13 protein-coding genes are annotated in these 23621 nt (G+C 35.6%); 3 read left to right on the plus strand and 10 right to left on the minus strand.

What is annotated here, in order from left to right; genetic code table 11:
* Nucleotide 1 precedes the first annotated feature (1 nt).
* The 8 genes from EKM79_RS03590 to EKM79_RS03625 form a co-directional block, all read right to left on the minus strand.
* Nucleotides 2–3016, minus strand: coding sequence for a hypothetical protein (locus EKM79_RS03590; protein ID WP_125565973.1), 3015 nt, complete (start codon nt 3014–3016; stop codon nt 2–4).
* A 205-nt stretch (nt 3017–3221) separates the two neighbouring features.
* The gene (locus tag EKM79_RS03595; RefSeq protein WP_125565976.1) at nt 3222–5807 is read right to left on the minus strand and encodes an L-type lectin family protein; all 2586 of its coding nucleotides are present in this window, start codon (nt 5805–5807) and stop codon (nt 3222–3224) included.
* A 167-nt stretch (nt 5808–5974) separates the two neighbouring features.
* Entirely contained in the window at nt 5975–8686 is a 2712-nt protein-coding gene (locus EKM79_RS03600) for an L-type lectin family protein (RefSeq protein ID WP_125565978.1), read from the minus strand.
* A 555-nt stretch (nt 8687–9241) separates the two neighbouring features.
* Nucleotides 9242–11566, minus strand: coding sequence for an L-type lectin family protein (locus tag EKM79_RS03605; protein ID WP_125565980.1), 2325 nt, complete (start codon nt 11564–11566; stop codon nt 9242–9244).
* 155 nt (nt 11567–11721) lie between these two features.
* Nucleotides 11722–14322, minus strand: coding sequence for a hypothetical protein (locus EKM79_RS03610; protein ID WP_125565982.1), 2601 nt, complete (start codon nt 14320–14322; stop codon nt 11722–11724).
* Between the two features lie 381 nt (nt 14323–14703).
* The gene (locus EKM79_RS03615) at nt 14704–17739 is read right to left on the minus strand and encodes an L-type lectin family protein (protein WP_125565984.1); all 3036 of its coding nucleotides are present in this window, start codon (nt 17737–17739) and stop codon (nt 14704–14706) included.
* A 178-nt stretch (nt 17740–17917) separates the two neighbouring features.
* Complete coding sequence (locus EKM79_RS03620; protein ID WP_125565986.1) at nt 17918–18901, minus strand: ribose-phosphate diphosphokinase; 984 nt, start codon at nt 18899–18901, stop codon at nt 17918–17920.
* Between the two features lie 20 nt (nt 18902–18921).
* Complete coding sequence (locus EKM79_RS03625; protein WP_125565988.1) at nt 18922–19302, minus strand: YueI family protein; 381 nt, start codon at nt 19300–19302, stop codon at nt 18922–18924.
* Nucleotides 19303–19385: 83 nt separating this feature from the next.
* Between EKM79_RS03625 and EKM79_RS03630 the strand changes: the two genes are divergently transcribed.
* A complete protein-coding gene (locus tag EKM79_RS03630; RefSeq protein WP_125565990.1) occupies nt 19386–19625 on the plus strand; it encodes a hypothetical protein in 240 nt (79 codons plus the stop codon).
* Here EKM79_RS03630 and EKM79_RS03635 read toward each other — a convergent pair.
* Entirely contained in the window at nt 19622–20647 is a 1026-nt protein-coding gene (locus EKM79_RS03635) for a YeiH family protein (protein WP_125565992.1), read from the minus strand. The two genes, EKM79_RS03630 and EKM79_RS03635, sit on opposite strands and share 4 nt — an antisense overlap.
* A gap of 98 nt (nt 20648–20745) precedes the next feature.
* Here EKM79_RS03635 and EKM79_RS03640 point away from each other — a divergent pair, with 98 nt between their 5' ends.
* Nucleotides 20746–21567, plus strand: a complete 822-nt coding sequence (locus EKM79_RS03640) for a LysR family transcriptional regulator (RefSeq protein WP_246005614.1) — start codon at nt 20746–20748, stop codon at nt 21565–21567.
* 429 nt (nt 21568–21996) lie between these two features.
* Here EKM79_RS03640 and EKM79_RS03645 read toward each other — a convergent pair whose 3' ends face one another.
* Entirely contained in the window at nt 21997–22740 is a 744-nt protein-coding gene (locus EKM79_RS03645) for a glycosyltransferase family 2 protein (RefSeq protein WP_246005615.1), read from the minus strand.
* 95 nt (nt 22741–22835) lie between these two features.
* On the opposite strand from EKM79_RS03645, the gene EKM79_RS03650 reads away from it, so the two are divergent.
* Entirely contained in the window at nt 22836–23588 is a 753-nt protein-coding gene (locus tag EKM79_RS03650) for a tyrosine-protein phosphatase (RefSeq protein WP_125565996.1), read from the plus strand.
* The last annotated feature ends 33 nt before the right edge of the window (nt 23589–23621 follow it).

Raw genomic sequence — 23621 nt, forward strand, 5'->3', positions numbered from 1 at the left:
ATCAATCAATACTATCTGTTAAATCCCACTTGATACTTCCACTATATGATCCAGATGCGGCATTTGGATCTACTTGTAGCAAAATACCTTGGTTAGGTTTCCAAACATTAGATATGCTGTAACTATTAGTTGCATCTTTATCGCTTTGACTCAGAGTAACTGGTTGATTCATAGTTGACAATTGATCATTATTCTTAGGATCAACATAAACTAGTTCACCTGCTAACGTATGATTATTAACTAAATCTGTCGTAGTTAATTCTCCTGCACTAGCGGTCAACTTATAAGGTGAGTCAATCGTATTAACAGCTACATTCCATTCACTAGTTCTCTTAACCAACCTTGCTTCAGGACTCTGGTTAAATGAACCGAATGAATAATCACTCTTATATGTTAAATTAGCGGACTTATAAATCATCTTTACATTATAAGTTAATTTATTCGACTCACGCCCATATGGATCGGTAACTGTAAATGTCACTGTGTGCATGGGAGCAGTTTGACCAGTAATTCCTAATGCAGCTTGCGTTAATGTCTTAGTAACATCATATGAAATGGTACTTGTATCGTCAGTGGACTTAGGAAGATCGGCTATATCATTTCCATCAACTGTCACATGCATGGTTAAATCTGACGGTGCAAAACTAAGGTTATTTTCATATGTGGCATTTATTGGGAAGCTGATATTATCATCTGTACCCATAGCCGTTATATTGCCATCATTTCCATCGCCATATGATAGGATTGGATTCTTATCTTGAACATTTATAACGTATGTTAATTTATTCGAAACGTGTCCATTTTGATCCTTGAAAGCAACCTTAACAGTATTTTGACCTATTCTTAATCCATCTTTACTACCCTCAGCAGCATCTATGTTCAAATGAACTTCTGATGTAGGCCAGCCTGTAACTTCATTCAAAGTTTTAGGTGTAATCGTAATAGGATCTCCATTATTGTAACTAGGATTTGAAATACTATACGAAGCTGTCAACGGAGTAACATCTGTCGAAGAACCACCAACATAATTAATATCAATTGTGGGTAGTTCAACACTTGTATTATTCAAAACTATAATCGGAGATGTGTCCCCAGATGCTGCCAACGAAATATCTTGTACATTGACTGTATAAGTCAACATATTGGAAGCAATCGTGTCTTTTATTCCGCTAGAAGAAACATAATTATTATCGACCACTTGGACGGTAATCTTATGAGTTCCTACATCCTCGCTACTAAATGGTATAGAAAAGTTACCATTGCTGCTATTTGTATCTTTTTGAACAGTACTACTGTTACCGTCAACAGATACATAAATATTCATATCATCATTATCAATCGTACTTTGCTTGTCAAACTTCATAGTACCAGTCAAATTTGTAGTTTTACCAACTGACAACTTAACAGGATCTGTTGATGTCTTAGTAATTGTTAAATTATCTTGTGGTGCTTCAATTTGAAATTTCGGTGCTTCGTCATGACCTATGTAATTGTCACTTTCAAAAGTAACTGGTGATACGCCAACTGTCATGCCAGAGCTGCCATCAGGAACATTATTAGCCGTAGCATTTAACTCCACTCTTGCAGTTGATTGTGTCGTATTCAATTGTTGCTTAAGTGTACAGTTCAATTGTGTTCCATCAGAATTAATATCTGAATAAGGAATATCCTCATGGTCGCCATTTTCATAAACGACTTGACCTACGTTGCCATTGCTGTCTTTTGTAAAGGTAACATTAGATGGTAAATAAATCTTATCGCTAAGCGGCATCATATCTTTTTTACCGGAATTGTAACGAACCATGTAATTGAATTGAAGATTATCCTTTGGATGTACAACTTTAGTATCACTTAGAGCCTGTACATCACTAGGCATTGGATCAGTCTTTGAGCTTACTTTGCTTTTCGTAGTTTTATCGACAATATAGGCGTTTGTATCAGCATCCACAATTGATGGCATGGTTTCAAATACAGCAATACCAGTTTGAGAGTGATCTAGATCAGCACCATTAGCTCCTGTAAGTCCAAATAGTAATGGATCACCTTTCTTTACACCTAAATTTGATAATTTCAAAGGAACAGTCGTATCAAGATAATGTTGACCACTCAACAAGTTCTGTGAAAAACCAGTTAGTGAGGTGTCATTATATATATATTCCAGCTTTGCATCATCAGGATCTGAATCTGTAGGTGGAGTATAAATAACCTTCAAATGGTGCCATGCTAACTGAGCACTATTAGCGTAAGATAATGAATCTTCATTAATATCATTATGAACCATTTCATAATATTTCTTACTGCTAGTAGGAGCTGCAATATTCAAATAAGTTGATGCAAGACCTGGATATGCCCAGGCAGTATGCTCATCAACAATTTTTCTGTTTTCACCATTATAGAATTGAAAACTATCTAGCGAGTTGCCTGCTGTACCTTTGTGATTTTGAACGACATTTTCATAATCAGAATATCCATTTATAGTTGAATCGAATTCTAGTGCCCAACTATTTTTAATTGCTGAATTAGCAACGTCTGCTGGGGTTGCTTTATTTGGCACATCACTACCCCATACACCTAATGTCTGACCGCCAGCAATTGAATTGCCACTCATAGATATTGCAGATGTACCTCTGGGATCATTTTGCAATACTAACGCTAGACCCTGAGTATGATAGAGCGAAACACCAAAGTATAACCACAAAGAAAATGTTTGCTTTTTACCAGTATCAATGTAGTTTCCTAGAGCTTTATTGCTCCATACTGACGAAACCTGATTATACTGTCCTCTTTGTGTGAGCTTTAACGAGCTTCCGTTTGATACAACAGCACCATTACCACTATGGGCGCCTTGAACAAACATATCATTATTGCTTAAGGTTCCTAACGGCATACCCTTAGGCGCATAATTTATACCATCAGAATCTGAGTACATACTTGCTTGTACATTTGTAGTATTTATATTTATTAAAACAAAGAATGAAATAATTGAAGCAATAATAAATAAAATGAATTTCTTCATAATTATCCCCCCATAATCACTCTGACTTTTCACCTCCATTATGTCACGTATATTTGTATATACAAGTCAGATATTAAAAAAATTATTTAACAAAAATAAAGAGTTTGGTACAAAACTATTATTATCTTTAAACATGCAGCATAAACGCGCAAAAAAACACGTTTAGCTTCTGAGCATAACGTGTTTTTTTGCGCTCTCTTAACATCTAAATAGAATTAGATAAATTCCAATTTATTTGTCCCACATATGCCCCATTAATCGGATTTGGTTGAAGGTCTAATAACACTCCAGTCGTATTCTTCCATTGACCAGCAATGTCATAATCTAGCGTTTCTTTGTCTTTATTCTCAGCAATTGCAACTTCTGACGACATTGGATGCTTACTGCCATCCTTATAGACATAAACTAGATCACCATTCAAAGCACTTTTAGTATTAGTTACATCATTTTGAGCAAACAACTTAGAAGCATTGGCGGATAAATACCAATCAGATTCAGTACTGCTAACTCCTAGTTTCCATTTGCCACTACGATGAACCAGCATCTTTTCACCACTATTATTCACTGAATCAAACGAATACGCCGGATCATAATTGAGCGAAACAGAATTAGACAATAATTTAACATTATAATCGATCACATTAGACTTTCCACCATCACCATCGGTTACATATACACGAAGTACATACGAAATCTTATCATCCGTAATTCCTAATTTTTCAGCACTAAAAATCTGTGTCCAATCTAATTCATCCAGTCCTGTACGATCGTCTTGGATTTTGCTAGTAACTTCTTCACCATCATTTACTTGCATATGCCAAGTTAAATCGGAACTATCAAATGCATGTGCATCCTCGTAATGAACAGTTGCAGGCAGGTTAACCTTATCTTCTGACTTAACAACTGAGATATTACTATTATTAGTAGTAAGAACTGGATTTTTTTGATGGATATTAACTTCATATTCCAGTATCTGCTCTGATGAAATAAGACCAGTAGTCATTGCATAGACTTGTATCTTATGAATTCCAGCAGGCACCGCATCTGCTTCACTACCAGTATTCAACGTAATATTAAACTTACCATCTGGACTAGCGGTATCTTGCCCATAGTGTAAGTCGCCACCATCGATTCGATAAAACTGATATACATCATTATTACTTAATGGAACCTCTTTATCATTTTCAGTCAAAGTCATTGTTCCATTTAAAGATAATGTATTTCCAATATCTACTGAAACTGTGGATTTTGTTTTTGCAATATTCAATTTTTTTGTTTTAGGAATAATATAAAAATCAGGTGTCGTGACATCCCCCTTGTACAGATCACCCTCAATCACCCCGTGGGCGGCTGGAACTAATGTCTTGGCATTATTCTCAGCTCGTGCCTTACCGTATACATAAATTGATGCGGCACGAATATTTTCATCAAACTCTTTTGAATATTCATAGGTCAAAACACCATCTTTCACTTGATCTGCAGTTATCTTTTCAACCGTTCCCCCAGAATAATTAACTTGACCAATAACTCCACTCTTTGGATATTCAATGTGCTCAGGCAGGTTTATCTTTGCACTTACATTTTTTAAGTTCTTCTTTCCCGTTCGATAAATCAAATTATACCCAATCTTCATATCGTCACCATCACGCACTGCGCTATCACCAGAAGTGATCTCACGTTCCGCTTGAGTCACGTCAAAGACATTAGCATTGGTTGTCGCATTAACTAGCGATGGCATAGTTTCAAAAATCGCCATATTGACCGAAGCCTCTGCACCTGTAGCACCAGTAAAACCATAACGTAGCTTATCAGGTATGGAACCATCATCATTGGCTAATTGATTCAAATCAAGATCAATTTTGTGGCTAAACATTCGATTTTCGGGAACAGTACGGCTAGTTCCGTCAGTTAACTTATCATTGAATATGTAAGTTAACGATGCCTTACCGTCGTTCTTTTCTGGTGGAGAATACTCTAAAGTCAAGTGATGCCAGGCATATTCTGGCTTACTATTTCTTGTTAATCTCAGAGAGTTCTCGATATCCAAATGATTAAGTAAGAAGATTGAACTACCTGGAGCATAATCAGACATGTACGCTCCAGGATTACTTGGATAATTCCAAGCAACGTGCTGATTTTTCTTGTTTTCATCTGCATAAATAAATGCATCAAATGCACTCATTGCTCCAGCAATCTCAGTTCTATTTAAGAATGTATCAAATTCTAAAGCCCAGCTTTTAGGAATAGCTCTAGATGCAATAACTGAACTCTGTTCATTATCAGGTTCATTATCGGTTCCCCATACACCCAGTGTTTCCCCTCCGTGAGCATAGCCATCCTTATCAATATCAACGGCATCTGGACCACCATTTTGCAGAACAACCGCAATTCCATCGGCGGGATTATTGGCATAACCAAAATACAGCCACATTGATAGTGTCTGTTTGATATTGGTATCTAAATAGTTATCCTTCTTATCATCACTCCAAATCGTACTCAATTGATTAACATCGTCCGTCAATAAAACCGCATCAGTGGTAGGATTCTGCGGATTAGGTCGTTCAATGATACGAGCACTATTCTTACGTAAATTGGTCTTACCCAACATTGGAACATAAGTAAAATAGTTTTTGGCGTCTTCCTTGTCAGTTAATGACAGCCCCTTTTGTGCAGCGGCTTGGGCGGCTGCATCCTCCTCTTTAGTTGCTTCAACCTGATTAATATTAAAATAAAATAATAATAAAACCGAAAGCATAGAAAAAATAATTAGTGGTAGTTTTCTATTGCTCAAAAGTATATATCCTCCTAAACATTTACTTCTTAAAAGGATACTAAAAATACTATATTTATATAATTCAATGTAGACAATAAAATATATCTAAACTTGAACACTATAATTATGCGATATAAAACCTAAAAAATCGTTGCTATAACAGCAACGATTTTATTTATATTCTATTAAGAATTTGGTCCATCAACTAATGTCCAATCAATTTGACCTGTATAAGTACCAGATGATGTATCTGGAGCAATATTCAAAAGAATCCCTGTATTTTCGGTCCAATCATCAGTCACATCAGTTATCTTCGTATCATTACTTACTTCAGAATCTGAATCGATCAATACTGGACTACTTTCCATTGAATACTCATTTGCACCTTCACGATAAACCATCGTACCGGTCAAAGGTAACCCTGTAATCTTATTCATTAACGGAGATGATTGAGCAGTCAAGCTCCAAGCTGTCTTAGCACTCGTAACTTTCAAATTCCAATCGCCAGTACGCTTAAGTAATCTACTTTCAGGTGATTGATTTATTGTTTGGAAGCTATATGACTTATTACTTTCAAGTGTAAGTTCTTTAGTAGTTACGTTAATTGCAATTGTATATATTTCAGACTTCCTACCTGATCCATCTGTGGCAAAAACGGTCAATGTATGTTTACCTTCTCCTAAACCCGTACCCGTTATTTTATAATACGAAGTATAGGATGTTGGATTACTATCGGATGTTTTAGGCTTATCATAAATAACCGTTTTACCATCAACTTGATAAGTAATTACTGTTGACGCTGGATCAAGTGACGATCCATCATCATAACTAACCGTACCTGCAAACAAAATAGAGTCTTCAGGAGAAATAGTATAACTATTCTCATTATCAGATTTCAAATCTAATTTTTTATCTGAAACAGTAATATTGTACGTCACGTGATTAGACATAACGTGCATAGCATCAGAAACATAAACTTCCACTGTGTGTGTACCCACACCAAGCGTGTCTGCACTATATTTCAAACCATAACTGGTGGCTTTAGCTGTCGAATCCACTGACAAGGTCGAATCAGGTTGCTTAGTACCATCGACGATGGTATGAACCGTCAAGCTGCTACTGCCAAATGCTGAACCCTTTTCGTAGCTAATAGTACCAGCCATACTGACACTACTTCCAAGCTTTGCGGTTTTCTTCAAATCATCGCTATTAGCAATTTTTAAAGTGTCTTTAATGGGATTTATAGTAAACAAAGGACTCATAACATCGCCCGTATAATGTGAACTTCTATACGATGTATGTGCTTGTTTTACTTCTACAGCATTAGTAGCTGAACCCATATTGGCAACTCCATTAAGATGTACCTTTATACTTGAATTACTACTGCTAAGTCCAGTTAAGGTCAGATTGATAGTTCCATCTGAATTCAAATCAGTAGCCTTAATGTCTTGTGAATCACCATTACCATATTCAATTGAACCAATATTTCCAGAGCTATCAGCTTTAAAATCAACATTCTTAGGTACATTAAGTTTAGTTGTAATATCTCCAGTTCCATCTAAACCAGAATTATAAATCAAATTGTAATCAAATCTGAGCTTATCGCCATTATTAACATTATGATCCTGTTTAGGATATCTATCACCATCAGGAATATCACGTTCTTGCGTCACATCATATAGATTAGTTGATGCACTCACATCAGCAACAGCTGGAATGGACTCAAAGATGACTGCATTCGTAGTAGGTGTACTTTCACTAGAACTCGTAATTCCCCAACGAACCTTAGTCTGACCAGTAGCAAGATGCAACTTACCTATATCCAAATCAATGATCTTATGAGTCATATCATTAGCTCCGTCACCTCTTTGATCCCACTCATGATACGGTCTAACTGTTCCATCATAATCCTTATCATCAAAGATATATTGTAGATGGGCAGTCGTACTACCTGAAGTTGGAGCAACGTACTTTATAGTCACATGGTGCCATGCGTTCTCCGGTGTATCCGTATAAGTTGAAGTTGTAATTCCAGGTGCTGCTAAATATGTATTAGGAATCGGATTATTGTGATTCATTCCGTAGTACATCCAGAGACCACTCACATGATCAACATAAGTCCCACTTTCTCCCGGATAATTCCAAGCAATATGTGGTCCTGACACCTGAGGAGAATTAGAAGAATCCTTTTCAGCATCAAAATAATCATCTACTGGATTACCTAATATTGCTCCACCAGTTGGTATTGTAGTATTCATATAGCTATCAAACTCAAGCGCTATACTATTTTTTATAGCACCACTGGCAATTTTAGAAGTACTCGATACAATATCTGTACCAGTACCGTCGCCACCCCAAACACCAAGGGTTTCGCCGCCCTTGGGCTTTCTTATGGTACCACCAAGTAAATCCAATGAATTTGTTGCATACGTAGAAATAGCATCCTTACCACGTGCATCATTTTGGATAACGAATGCCATCCCATCACCTGATGTTCCTTCTTTACCACTGAAGTACATCCACATTGAAAATGTCTGATCTTTAGTTACATCAAAATAATTATAATTTTTACCGCTAGAATCAGTCATCTTACCCCAAATCGATCCGATTTGATTACCACCAGAATTAGTAGTCATTTCAACTACATCAGTTGGGTTAGTAGTACCTTTAGGAACAATCTGCGTAGCATTAGGGATAGTCTTGCTAGTATCGTAAGTATAATTAGAAGGTTTCTCAAAATAATCACTCAAATCCATTCCCGGTGGTGCTGCCTTCAAAACATCTGAAACGCTAGGAATGGCTGCTTCAACAATATTATTCATTGAAGGTAGCATAAATAAACCTAATAACATAATCACGAATATCCCCAAGTATATTCGTAAACGTCTTATCCTCATTGTAAACACCGCCTCATATTAATTCGGAATCCTTCCCCCATGAAGTCATCCGGACTAGTGAAAAAAGTCGTTATATTAATTATATTATCACAATAACCAAAATATATTTCTATTATTAGAAACATATAATGTTAATCGTTTATAACCGGTGTTATGCAAAAAATCGGTTCTTTCTAAAATTTGGTTATAGAATCGAATATTAAAAAGACTAGATATTTTTTCTTGTTATAAATCCAGAAAAATATCTAGCCTTTTGATTATCGAATAATATAGCACTTATTTATTTAGTCACATCATATAAAAACTAACAAACATATTAGTCTCTGTGTGCAAGTAATATTTGTTGCAGTGAAGGTGGCGTTATAGCTTTAGCTATTACACCACGGAACGAGTTTTGAAATTCGCGTTTTTTGCGAAGTTCAAAATCGAGCTTGGAGACCTTGGCTCCAAGCGGTTCCCACAGTATCAATATTTCTTGTGCCCAGAGACGGCAATCGAGAAAGAACCAAAATTCTTTGCCTTAACACTAAAAAGTCGAACATATTAGTCTCACTCTCAAGAATCTACACTATTCGTTAATGTCCACGTTATCGTTCCGTGATAATTTCCACCCGATGCATTGGGTAGAATTTTTAATAAAATACCAGAATCCGGCTTCCAACCGCTAGAAATATCAAATATACGATCTTCATCACTCAAAGTATCATCCTTATCTACCAAGACCTGATTATCCTCAAGTGACTTTTCCACATCACCACTTCTAAATATTAGTCCTCCAGCCAATTCCTTATTTCCATCGATTAAATGTGTTGCTTTTGCTTTCAAACTCCAAATGGAATTCAAGCTTTCTACTTTAAGATTCCAGTAACCTGAACGTTTGACTATTCTAGTTTCAGGACTCTGATTGATATCTTGAAATCTGTAATCAGGGTAACTATTTAACCTTAGTACTGACGAATCTCTTGTCACCGACAGGTCATAAGTAACATGATTAGATACTCTATGCTTAGAATCTGATACGTAGAGTTCTATCGTATGATCACCTAATCCTAACAACGAAGCTTTTTTTACAATATTATAAGTCGCTTTTGTGGCACCTTTGGTGACCTTAAAATCAGAGAATGGTTGTTCAACCCCATCAACGATTGCATACAATTTAATTTTGTCACTATCAAAAGCCGAGCCTTTTTCGTATTCTATTGATCCATCCAGCTCAAAGCACTGACTATGTTGAACCACCGTCTTAAAACTAGCTTCTCTAGTAATTTTTAATTTATCTTCAACAGGATTGATAGTGAATTCTGGACTCATAAGATCACCACTATAATGAGGGCTTTTGAAGGAAGCGTGTTCTTGTTTTACATTCGTTACAGTAGAAGATACATCGCTACCAATATTAGCTGTACCAAATAATTTGATATGAATATTACTATTCTTACTCCCTAAGCTATCCAACTTCAGAGTAACAAAACTTATCTTTTCCCCTTTGTCATTTGTTCCTTCAGAAACTTCATCAGAAGTGATATTGACAATCTTGTTCGAATAAATCGCTTGGCCAATAACGCCCTTATCATCAGGTTTGAAATCAACATATGTCGGTAAAACAATTTTGGTATCAATTGCACCTGTTTCAGCTAATCCTGAATTGTAGTTTAAAGAATAATCAAACTCCAGCTTATCACCATTATTAACATTAACATCGGCTTGACTATTTTGATCGTAATCCAAAATCTCCCGTTCTTGGGTAAAGTCATACAAACTGGACGACGCAGTTATGTTAGCAACCGCAGGAATGGATTCAAATACAATCGCATTATTTGTACTTTTGGTTCCCGGAGAACCCGTGGCACTAGTGAATCCCCAACGTAATCGCTCTTGACCAGGTTTGAGATTAAACTTGCTGATGTCAATCTCCACATTCTTTCGTTGATCCCATTCGTTGTACTTACGAATAGATCCATCATAATTCTTATCATTAAAAATATAACTAATATGAGCTTTGGTACTGCCTTCAACAGGTGGTATATATTTGAATAAGAAATGATGCCATACTTCTTTAATATCATCATTACCAGACATTACCAGATTTTGAATCACATTGTTGTGTGTCATGTAGTAGGAAAAATTTATGATCCCCATCTTCTGATGGTAAACTCCAGAATCTCCAGGATAATTCCAAGCGATGTGCTGACCTTTAGCAAGAAAACTCTTGCCATCTTCACTCTTTTGACCATCAAAAAAATCACCTTGGCTAAAAAAGCCTTCTGTCTCATTATGGTGAGTATCAAATTCCAAGGCAAAACTGTTTTGTATCGCACTAGCAGCCAATCTATCAACAGTAGGCGAACCCATACCACCCCAGACTCCAATTGTCTGTCCGCTTTTTGGGTTCTTCTTACCTAAAGAATCATATGTTTTGGAAATAGCATTTATTCCATCCGGGTCATTTTGAATAACAAATGCTATACCATCACCTGACTTACTATAATCATCCCCAAAGTACATCCAAGTAGAAAAGGTTTGTTCCTTTGTTACATCAAAATAATTATAAGGTGTATCCGGTGCATCAGCGGTTGCCATTCTTCCCCAGATAGATGCTAATTGATTGGAACCATTAGTCATCTGTACAACATCAGTCTTGTTGCCCATCACGCCTTGCTTTATTGTAACCATACTGTTAATAGTATTGCTGGTATCTCCAAAGTAAGTTTTCGGTGCCTCAAAATAATTCTCCAAATTCATTCCTGACGGTGCAGCCTTGAGAACATCAGATATGCTGGGGGTTGCAGCAAATGTGGTAGTTTGTCCCTCAGTAAAGAAAAGAAGAAAAAGTGAAGCAACGATTAATAATCCATAGTTCCTTCTCAATTGCTTATTCATAATTATCTATATCCTCGTGAAATTCTTATATATCTATATATAAATGTTACTTCTTATGGCAGCTGATTTATACAAAAAATCCAAACGAAGTTATTGTATTTTGACATAATAAAAAAGATACTTCATCAGAAGTATCTTAATTAATAGATATAAATTTACAATGTATTACTTAGGCACCAATCAATTGTTCCGGTATAAATACCACCAACTGGATTAGGTAGAACATTCAAGAGAATACCTTCATCAGATTCCCAACTTCCACTAATATCTCGATCATACGTTAGTTCTTCTTTTTGATGATCAATCAAAACGTAGGAATCCATATTTTGAATATCCTTATTTGAATCTACAAAAACAACGTTTCCGTTCAAAGTACCAACACTATTACCAGACGTATCCTTACCAACCATATCTTCAGCTTTGGCCGATAAAGTCCAATCAGACTCAATGCTGCTAACGTTTAGCTTCCAATCTCCTGCACGTCTGACCAACCTAGATTCACCACTAGTATTGATTGACTTAAATGAATAATTCTTATTAGAAATCAAGCTAGCTGATTTTGTAACGTAATTCAAAGTATACGTGATTACATTTGAATCCCTGTCACGCTCATTCTTAACATAAACTTCAATTTGATACTTTCCCGCTTCAGTAATTCCTAAACTATCAATCGAGAAAGTTTGAACGAAGTCTTGCGCAGTAACTCCGGAGAAACTCTCTTGAATTGGCGCACTAATGTTATCTTTGATAACTTCTGTCCCATCTTCACTTAAAACTTTCATATGCCATGTTAAATTCGTACTATTAAAAATCAAACTATCATTATACGTAACATGGGCCGGCATACTAACAGTCCCCACTGATTGTATTGCCGTTAAATCTGGATTATTAGTCGATAAAACTGGATCAACACTTGTCACATCGACGTCATAAGTTAACACATTAGAAGAAATACCATTTTGGTCCACGACTTGAATATTAACTGTATGATGACCAACAGACAATTTATTTTCATCAGAATAATCTATTGAAAATACACCATCTTTACTTGCGGTGTCCTTAGTAATAATCGGATCACCATTATCGATTGTCAGTAATATCGACATATTTTCATTCTTTATAACTGTGGAATCATCATATGACATTGTTCCCGCAAAATTAACTGAATCACCTATTGATACAGTCTGGTTTTGTGGTGAAGTAGACTTGATAGACAAGTGACGTGGCTCAGATACTATATAAAAGTTAGGAGTGTTCACATCATCCTTGTACAGATCACCTTTAATTAAGGCATGTGCACTAGCAACCGTAGTTTTACTAGAACCATCTGCAATTTTTGTAATACCTGTTACTTCGATTTTGGCTCCATTAAGTCCATTATTTAAGCCACGGCCTAATTTGTGACTCAATACACCAGCATTAACTTCACTAGCAGGAATCGGTTCAGTCTTTCCATCTGAATAAACAACATTACCGATATTTCCAGTCGTATTGTAAATAATATTCTTAGGTAAGTTAATCGTGGCTACAGTATTGAGCAGGTCATTTTGACCAGATAAGTAATTCACATTATAACTGAACTTTATCAAATTGTTATTATAACTTTTGGCGTCACCTTCTTTAATCTCACGATTACCTTGAGATACGTTATAAACTTTTACCTCTGAGCTAGCGTTTACTAGCGATGGCATCGTTTCAAAAACCGCCATATTTAACGACGCATTATCACCTGTCGAACCGGTTAGTCCATAACGTAGTTTGGTATCCGTAACTCCATTCTCATCTTTAGCGAAGTTAAAGTTACTTAATTCCAGCGGAACAGTCTTAGAAAAGGGTTGATCATTTGGAGTCGTCAACATTGAGCCAGGCTCACCGTTAGTCTTCTTATCATTAAAGGTATAAGTTAAGGTCGCTACGGTACCAGTTACTGGTGGCTTATAATCTATGGACAAATGATGCCACGAATTGTCACCGGTCGTACCATTAGTTAAGTTCAAGAATTCCTTAGTATCCTTATGAACCATTTTATAGACACTCCCATTGGTCCAATCGTATTGATAAGTACTCATTTTGGCAGGATAATTCCAGGCAATATGTTGATTACCATCAATTGTGGATTCAAAATCATAATCAAAATAACTTCCTTTACCTGCAGTAGTAGTTCGATTTAAAAAAGTATCAAACTCTAATGCCCATGAATTCTGAATAGCACCCTCAGCTATTTCTGTAGAATTTTGATTCTGATTGGTAATAACATCCGGTCCCCATACTCCAAGGGTCTCACCAGGCTTTGGAACTCCCCTAGACTTGGAGATTGCATCGGGGCCACCATTTTGGAAGACTAACGCGATCCCATCAGCTGGATTAACAGTATGTCCAAAATACAACCACATAGATAATTTCTGCGGTATAGCAGTATCAATATAATTTCCCTTATCGTTATCACTCCAAATAGAACTCAATTGTTTAATATCATTCGTCAGTTGCACAGCATCAGAGTCCGGATACTTTGGATTTTGCCCCCTAATTATCTTAGCGTTATTGGGTACACTATCAGAAAACTTATCAACATAAGTGAAATAAGAATTGCTAGCATCGTTGTTAGTTAACGACAATCCTTGTGGCGTTGCTGCACGCCCCTCTATATCGGATAAAAGATCTCCGTGTACATCAGTAGTAGAAAATTTCATAAAAACAAGTAAACCAAATAGAATAGTGCCTAATATAGGCACTATCGAATTTTTATTATTCCTCATTGGGTTCCCTCCCATTGCAAAAAACATATTTATATTTTATGTGGTAAAAATATGCTCTCTATTACAATATCGTAAATTATTTTATAATTGGTTTCATAAAATGTAATAAAGAATTACAAAAGATGACATTTTTTAATTAAAATATGATTTATAAATAAAGTTATGTTTGGAAATATTTATATAAATATATATTTTTAAAACATAAATAAAATATTTTATATAATAAGAAGAAACTCAATATATGTGATTTTGACATAATTATAAAATTTATAGCGTAAACGCAAGATCAATCACAACTTCTTCCGTTTAACACAAATACCCCCACATTTACTTACGTAAATGTGAGGGCATTTGTTTAAACGTGCTTTATCACGCTCTATATTAAATACTATCAACCAAATTCCAATCAATAGTACCTGCAAATGTACCTGAAACTGTGGACGAATGAAGATCCAACAAGACTCCCTTATTGTCACTCCAATCAGAAACATCAGTCTTCTTAAGTTCTGGGCTACCAGAATCATCAGAGGCAATTTCTTGGCCATCCAATACATGAGATTGACCATTATTATCAACAAATACCAAATTACCATCTAACTTAGTCTTGGTATTGTCTTCATTAGTCTTATAAAAGTCACTACCAGTAGCTGACAAACTCCAATTAGTCTTATAACTCTCAACGTTTAAATTCCACTTACCATTACGTTGAACAATGCCATTAGTAGTTCCATACATCTCTGTGGTCTTGAAACTGTAATCTCCCGAATTTAGTTGCAAGAGTTTATCAAGATAATTAAAAGTATAGTTTAGAACATTAGACTTACGGCCATACACATCAGTGGCTAAAACATTCATATTATACTTTTGAGTACTAGAAGGCGTGATATTCCAATCATTCAAATCTCCAGTCAAGTTCATATCCTGAGAACCACTGACACTTATCTGTGATAATGTCGAAGATGCAACTTTGTTGATATTATTTGAATCAACTGAGAATTTGAAATTATCTCTCCTATATTCATAATTATCCGGCATGCTGATTGTAGCAGGAACTTCAAAATCAGAATCCAAAAATGTCTTATCTGACTCATCAGTCTTCAACTCTGGCGTAGCCTCTGGAACATTGACTGTATAAGTTACTGGTTTGGCCTCATGTTTACCTGGATCAACGATCCTAAGCGTTACAATATTAGTTCCTAATTTTAATAAGCCCTTTTCATAGCTGGAATTTGAAACATAATCATCATAAGTAACTGATTGTGCTGTTCCAGAATTCATGTCATAAGCATAAGGTTTCAAGTCAATCGAGAATTTACCATTTGAATCGACCGTCGTATCGAACTCTTTTTCATCCGACTTAGTCAAATCAGAATAAGTAACCGTAGCATATATCTTAGTAGTACCACTTTCAATTGAAGAACCATTACTATGAGTCAATGTACCTGATAATGGGACGGGTTCATCATCCGAGACATCAACCGTTGAATTGTCCGCTTTCGCATTCAAAGTAACATCATTAACAGTTACATGGTATGTCAAAGTATTAGATGTATTGTAATTCTTATCCATAGCGTAAACAGTTATGTCGTGTTTACCAGGCTTCAATAATGATTCATTCCCCTGATATGGGATTGATAATATGAATGGAATTGTAAGTCCTTGATTGTCATCTGTATAAGCTCCAACAATAGGATCATGACCATCAATGCTACTGTAATACTTAACATCAGTATCATGGATCACGCTATTGTCACTATAATTGTTTGTACCTGTTAATTGGATATTTTTTCCACCATCAACATCTATCGTATCTTTGTTAGTATTCAAAACCATTTTTTTAGAGGGAGAAATTGTGAATGCAGCTGTATTAATATCACCCTTGTACAAATCACCAGCCAAGACTGAGTGAGTTGTTGCTACATCAGTAGCTACATCAGATCCATTTGATTGTGATATTTTAGCATTCGCAAATATTTTGATTTTTGCTGAATTGAGGGAATTATTCAGACTTTTAGATAAAGTATGTTTTACAACACCATTATTATTTTCACTAGCAGGGATATCTTCTGTTGTACCATCCGCATATTCAATTTGGCCAATGTTGCCATCAGTTGCATAAGTCATATTACTTGGTAGATTTATTGTGGCAATTATCTTGTTTAAATCTTTTTCACCGGATTCATAGTTTAAATTATAGTTGAACTGCATTTTATCGCCATCATGAACATTCTTATCACCATCTTCAATCAAACGTTTATTTTGAGTAACATCATAAATTTTAGATTCACTATTTGCTTCTACCAATGAGGGCATTGTTTCAAATACGGCAAAGTTAGTAGAGGAAGTCTGACCTGTAGAACCCGTAAATCCATAGCGTAATTTAGTTTGTGTTACACCATTAGCATCTTTTGCAAAATGAAACTTTGATAAATCAATATTTTCAATTTGTGTGATTTCAGAACCGGAAGTAGCTGGTTTATTACTACCATCATAATTCTTATCATTAAAATGATACGTTAATGTAGCATCGTCACCAGCTGATACAGGTGGCTCATAATCAATTGTCAAATGATGCCATGCACTTTTCGGGTTATCAAATCCTGACAATTGAAGATTACTATGCAAATTATTGTGAACCATAGAATAATAATATCCTGAACTACTATTACCATATCTTTTATACGTGCTACCTTCTCCAGGATATCCACTAGCAATATGTTGCTTTCCTTTGAGATAAGTTTCAATACCTGCATCATAATAAGTGCCTCGTCCGGGAAGCGAATCTGTATTCGAATAAGTATCAAATTCTAACGCCCAGCTATTTTGAATAGCGCTCTTGGCTAAAGCATCAGAACTACTTTGATTTTTATCGGTATCAACTGCCCATACACCCATAGTTTCACCCTTACCAGCTTCACCAGCCTTACTATCACCATTATCATTATCTACTGGATTAATGGCAATCGCATCAGGACCTCCATTTTGCAAGACAAATGCTATACCATCACCTGCAGTAGGAGCTGATACTATACCAAAATACAACCACATAGACATTGTCTGATGCTTAGTCGTATCTAAATAATTTCCTTTATCATTGTCACTCCAAATAGAACTTACTTGATGAGTTGCATCAGTAAGCTGGACCATATCAGAATCCGGATACTCCGCATTAGGACCCCTATATATCATCGCACTATTAGTAGTGGCACCACTTGTACCCAAAGTATTAACCTTAGTAAAAAAGGATTCACTTCCACCAGAATCATCTAAGGACAATCCTTGTGGTGCACTTTTTCGCGCCGCTAAATCGATCACATTTATAGCTTTAGCCACTCTAGTATTTAAAGAAAGAGTTAAAGCAATACTAGCAAATACAAAAAATACAATATAAAATAGTCTAATTTTATTTATCCTCAATGTAATTTCTCCCCTCAAAGAAATTATTATATTTTGTTATAAATATCATACTATAGAGTTGGCATGTATTTTTTCCAATAATTTGCTTTAATTATTTCCTAAAATGAAAAAAATTATATTTTGCAAAAAAAAACAACCATTTAATGGATTAATTCCACTAAATGGTTATTAATTTTTGCTATTTAATTACTGTATATCCGTCACGAACTTCAAATAATGAACTAGTTGATTCGTCCATTTCTGTCATTCTGATTGAATCTCCAAGTAAATCAGTAACTGAAAGAATCTTTAATTTATCAAACTTGCAATCGTCAGGCACAACGATTGAGTCTGTAACGACAATTTCTTTTAATTCCGAATTTTGCAAATCTTTTGCAGCATTTTCTGAGAAAATTGGGTGGGTAGCAGCGGCATAAACATCGATTGCTCCAGCTTTCTTCAATGCTTCTGCACTATTTATCATTCTTGTACCAGTATCAATCAAGTCATCTACGATAACACAATGTTTGCCTTCCACATCACCAATGACACCCGGAACAATATCTTCCATTTCATTTGATCTTTGATCAACAATAGCGATTTGTGAACCGAATACTTCAGCTAATGAACGAGCACGTTTCATAGAATTATGATCAGGTGCTACGAAGACAAAATCGTCCTGTTTGTCGTCCATCTTATCCATGAAGTACTTAGCAAAGATTGGCATTGCACGTAAGTGATCAACAGGAATATCAAAGAATCCTTGAATTTGATCAGCATGCATATCAAGTGCAATAACGCGGTCAACCCCGCCCATTTCTAGTAAGTTAGAGAATAACTTAGCTGAAATTGGTTCACGTGCACGTGACTTTCTGTCTGAACGTGTATATGCGAAGTAAGGTAATACACAAATAATTTGTTTTGTACTTGCACGTCTTAGAGCATCAACGGCAATCATCAATTCCATGAAGTTATCATTAACTGGATCTGAAACTGAATGAATGATATAAACGTCTTTTCCACGAATACTCTCGTTGATTTGAATATTGATTTCTCCATCCGCAAAGTGAGAAACGGAAGCGTCCAATAGTGGCACGTCCATATATTCAGAAATTCTCTTGGCTAATGGCTTATTACCATTCAAAGAAAGTAAAGCAATTTTATCTAATGATGTATTAGACATATCTGGTCTGTCCTCCAAAATTATATTAATACTGGTCGATCAATGGGCTTACTTTCGTCAGCAATCACAAGTCCCATATCATTATCCGTCATGACACGTTCCTTATTGCGTACGGCAGACTGCGAGACGATTGTAAACTTATAGTTCAATTTTACACTTAATTGAAGGTACTTATCCAGTATATACGAGTCAATTTTACCATTTAAATACAAATGATATTGCGGATATTTCTTCATAACGTTTTCAACAGTCTTCAAATTATCCGGATTTTTGAGTTGTGCGATCGTCAAAGCAATCCCAACACGCTCAGCAAAGTTACCTAAAAACTTATTCTTTTCGTCCGGCTTTAATTGCGGCTTGCCAAAAACATTTTTCTTAATATAATCCTCAACACTAGTCATTGATTTCCACCTTTCGAATTGTTATTCCTATTATACATACTATGATAACGGTATAATAGTGATAAAGAAAGGATGTGTTATCTATGGATGAAATGGTATTTTTTAACCCTGGTGACGCAATTGCTAACTCAAAAGATTTTGGAGAGGCAGTTCGTGGAGCACAAATTTATAAAGCTAAAGATCCTTATGAATCATCCTTAATAGTTGCCGAAGATGTTTCTGACAAGAAGAGTTTTGTCGTCTACTTCGCTAAGGATGAGAAATCTAAATCTAAAGATTCAGATGAATCAGTAATTCCCTATCATTTGAAGAAAAAAATCTAGATTTTCAACAAAGTGATAAATAGTAATGCTGCAACCGTCTGCACACTTCCAACTGCTAATCCGTATGCTAAAAACTTAGGACCTTCTTTTAAGAACTTAGCCAAGTTCAAGCGCAAACCAATGGCAGCTAAGGCAGTAGTTTCAAACCAAGTACTAATTACGTGAGCACTATCGCCGAATATTTCGGGCATCGTAGTTGTACTATTAATAATGCAAATGATCAAGAATGCCAAAACATACCATGGAATCGGCATTCTTGTTTTTTTATGTCTAGTTACAGTCACTTGAGTACCATGATTAACTTTCTTTTCGAAGAAAAATACTACTGCTACTAACATAATAATTCTGGTTATCTTAAACAGCATGGCATATTTAACTGTTTGAGAATCAATCAAGCTGGCACCTGCAACTACTTGTCCAACTGACTGCAAAGTACCACCTAACAAGGCACTCTTACTCAACAAGTCATTACCAAAAACCGCTAATCCTAAGAATGGTAATGTCAGCATCATTACTGTTCCTAGTAAATTTACTAATGTAATTATCTGTCCTTTTTCTTCATCATCAGCATCGATTGCTGGAGCAATTGCACCAATAGCTGAAGAACCACAGACGGCATTGCCACCTGCCATCATCAATGACATTTTTTCACTAAAACCTAACTTGCGTCCTATTGCATAAGCTGAAATAATAACAATAGTCATCATCATAATTATATATGCCAATCCCGGTATACCCATTTCAGCAATCGTTTGGAATGTAACGGTAAATCCTAATAGAACAACCGAATACTCTAACAGTTTGCTCTCAGAGAACTTAGTCCCAACAGCTAATCCAGACTGTTTGAAGAACGTATTCCCCAGAATAATACCTAATAATATTGCAATCGTCGCACCACCTAAACTCGGTAACCAAATTGCCAACACCTTTGCAATGATAGCTACCACAACTGACAATCCTAGTCCTGGTAAGGTTGCAACAACTTTTTGCATTCTTGTATCCTTACTAGTCTCTAAATCCATATACTTAACCTCCTATATCAGTCTCTTAAGTATATAGGTAGAAATACGATTAATTTATTAAATAAACTAATAGCTTCCATTAATAATTCTGATAGGAGTTGATCCCCATCTTAAAATTACTAGAAACATTCAAAACAGTTTATGAAACCAAAAGTTTCTCTAAGGCTTCTAAAATCTTGTTTATCTCACAACCAACTGTTTCATCCCAAATAATGCAATTGGAACACGATTTGAATATCAAATTGTTCATTCGGAATGGTCGACAAAAGATACTAGCAACTCCACAAGCGGATATTCTTTACAAACGAGCGATTGACTTAATTGACGATTGGGAAGACTTGAGACAAGAGATTCGTCACGATGCCGACAAAAAGATAACTTGTGATATCGGTGCATCACACACCTTTGCCATTTATTTGTTACCGATGTTATTACCAAAATTATACAAAAAATTTCCTAACGTTCACTTCACTATTAAAATGATGAATTCGATGGAAGTCCTAGAGAGCATTGAGGCTGGCAATCTCGACTTCGGCTTCATTGAGAAACCTCTGGCCGCCAGTAATATCACACGAACTAGTTTGTGTGATGACCAATTAGTCTTAGTTGATAATGGTAAACCTTGGCTAGTCCGTGAACCTTCCTCCGGCGTATATTACTATACTAAGCAATACTTAGTAGAAAATGACATCACTGAGCCTAAGATGGAAGTAAAAAATAACGAAATGATAGTTCGACTTCTGAAACAAAACTTCGGTAAATCGATTATTTCCAAACGTGCAGCTGAGGGCTTAAACTACCAAGTATTGAGTTACAAATACGAAAGAAAATTCTATTTGATACGCTCCGAAAATCGTCATTTCGATGATATAGATGAGTGCGTCGATTACACTATCAAATCCTGTCAAAACTTATTCTAAAAAGGGCTCAAAACTTTTTTACTATGGGATTTTTTCTTGAGTTTGGTTAGCAAAGTCTCCGGGCACAAGGAATATTGGTGCTGTGGGGAACGCTTGGAGCCAAGGTCTCCAAGCTCGATTTTGAACTTCGCAAAAAAACGCGAATTTCAAAACTCGTCCCGTGGTGTAATGGCTAAAGCCATAACACCACCTTCACTGCAGCCAACATTTCTTACACCCAGAGACAAGTATGTTTGCTATTTTTTATACGATGTAGCTAAATCGATAGACAAATGCTATATTATTTGAAATTCAATATAATCAAAAAGCTAGATATTTTTCTGGATTTATACCAAGAAGAAATATCTAGCTTTTTTTATTAACCAAACTCGAGAAAGAACCTAAAATGAAAGTTTCGAGCCTTAATTTGTTAAAATAAAAGTATACAAATTATTCGATTTGTTCCCTGCCGTCCTTATCTGCTCGAGAATCTCTAATTGTTTTGTAAACTCTCAAATTGGCGACACCAACATCACGAACATTTTCCATCGCAAATTTTCTAGTAATACTATCTTTGCGTGAAACATAATGATAAAGAGGTATATTATCCAGATAAAAAGTCTTGGCAACTGTCGCATATTCGACATTGAAGACTTGATCTTCCATTAAATCCAGGTCCGTTTGAAAATGAATCGAATTTTCTTCGATCACACTACGGCGATAGACTTTGTTCCAAGTATATCCCATAACAGTTCCACTGATCTTAGTGATCTGCTTGATTGCCTCATCACGATCAGCAAATTTGTTTTGGCGCTTATCGGACTTTACTCTACTCTTGCCATTTTCGGTGTCAATAAAGAAACCGCACGTTGCAAGATCAACGTCAGTATTTTCATAAACTGTTAAAAAGAAATCAACATATCCCGGTTCTAACCAATCATCGCCATCAATAAAAGTGACAAGATTGCCAGAGATATGCTGTAATCCAGTGTTTCTAGCTGCTGAAACGCCAGAATTATTAGTATGTGAATAAGAAGATATCCAATCGTACTTATCTTCATAATTTGCAATAATATCCAATGTGCTATCTGTCGAACAATCATCTACAACCACTAACTCAAAGTTCTTATTTGTCTGAGCCACTAAAGAGTCAAGTGTCGATACGACATAGCTGGCAACATTATAAGTTGTCATTATGATTGAAAGTTTATTTTTTACCATTAAATCACCTTAATAGTATTTTACTTCGAAAGACATACAATACGCAACGAATCCGGGGAGGAAAAAACATGAAACGAATCTTAAATCTTGACGGAGCCATAAACTTACGTGAATTGGGAGGATATAAAACCACTGATGGTAAACAAATTAAATATAATAAGCTCCTTCGTTCAGGAGATATAAGTAATTTAACCCCACAAGCTTTAAATCACCTTAAAAAATATGGCTTAAAGTACGTTGTTGATTTTCGTGGTGACAGAGAACAACAAATTTGGTCAGATCAAAATACTAATTTTTATCAAATATATTCCGACCCTGTTTATCCATTAATGGGCAATGGTGACAAATTGGCAAATGTGCTAAATAACACCGACTCCTACTTAGGCAGGATTTATCAAAGTGTCTTGTTGGATAAATATGGACAACATGCCTATGCGTTATTATTCGAATTGCTACTAGAAAATAATCAGGAAAACAAATCATTACTATTTCACTGTGCGGCCGGTAAAGATAGAACCGGCATGGCTGCTATTTTGATTCTCAAAGCACTAGGAGTTGATGATGAAACAATTGCACGTGACTACTTATTAACTAACCTAATGTATTCCGATTCAGAAACCATCGAAAAAACCTTAAATGACAAAAATGGTAACCAAGATATCAACAAAATGAATATGACCAAAGCCGACTTAGAAAGTATCACTTCAGTTTTTGATGCCATCGAACACTACTACGGAAGTTTTGGAAATTATTTAACACAAGCACTGAACTTTGATAAGAATAAATTAAACCAATTAAAAAATATTTACTTAACAGACTAAAAAACTTATACTCAATTTACCAAATATTTATTT

The sequence above is a fragment of the Companilactobacillus insicii genome (genome assembly GCF_003946015.1).
Classification (GTDB): domain Bacteria; phylum Bacillota; class Bacilli; order Lactobacillales; family Lactobacillaceae; genus Companilactobacillus; species Companilactobacillus insicii.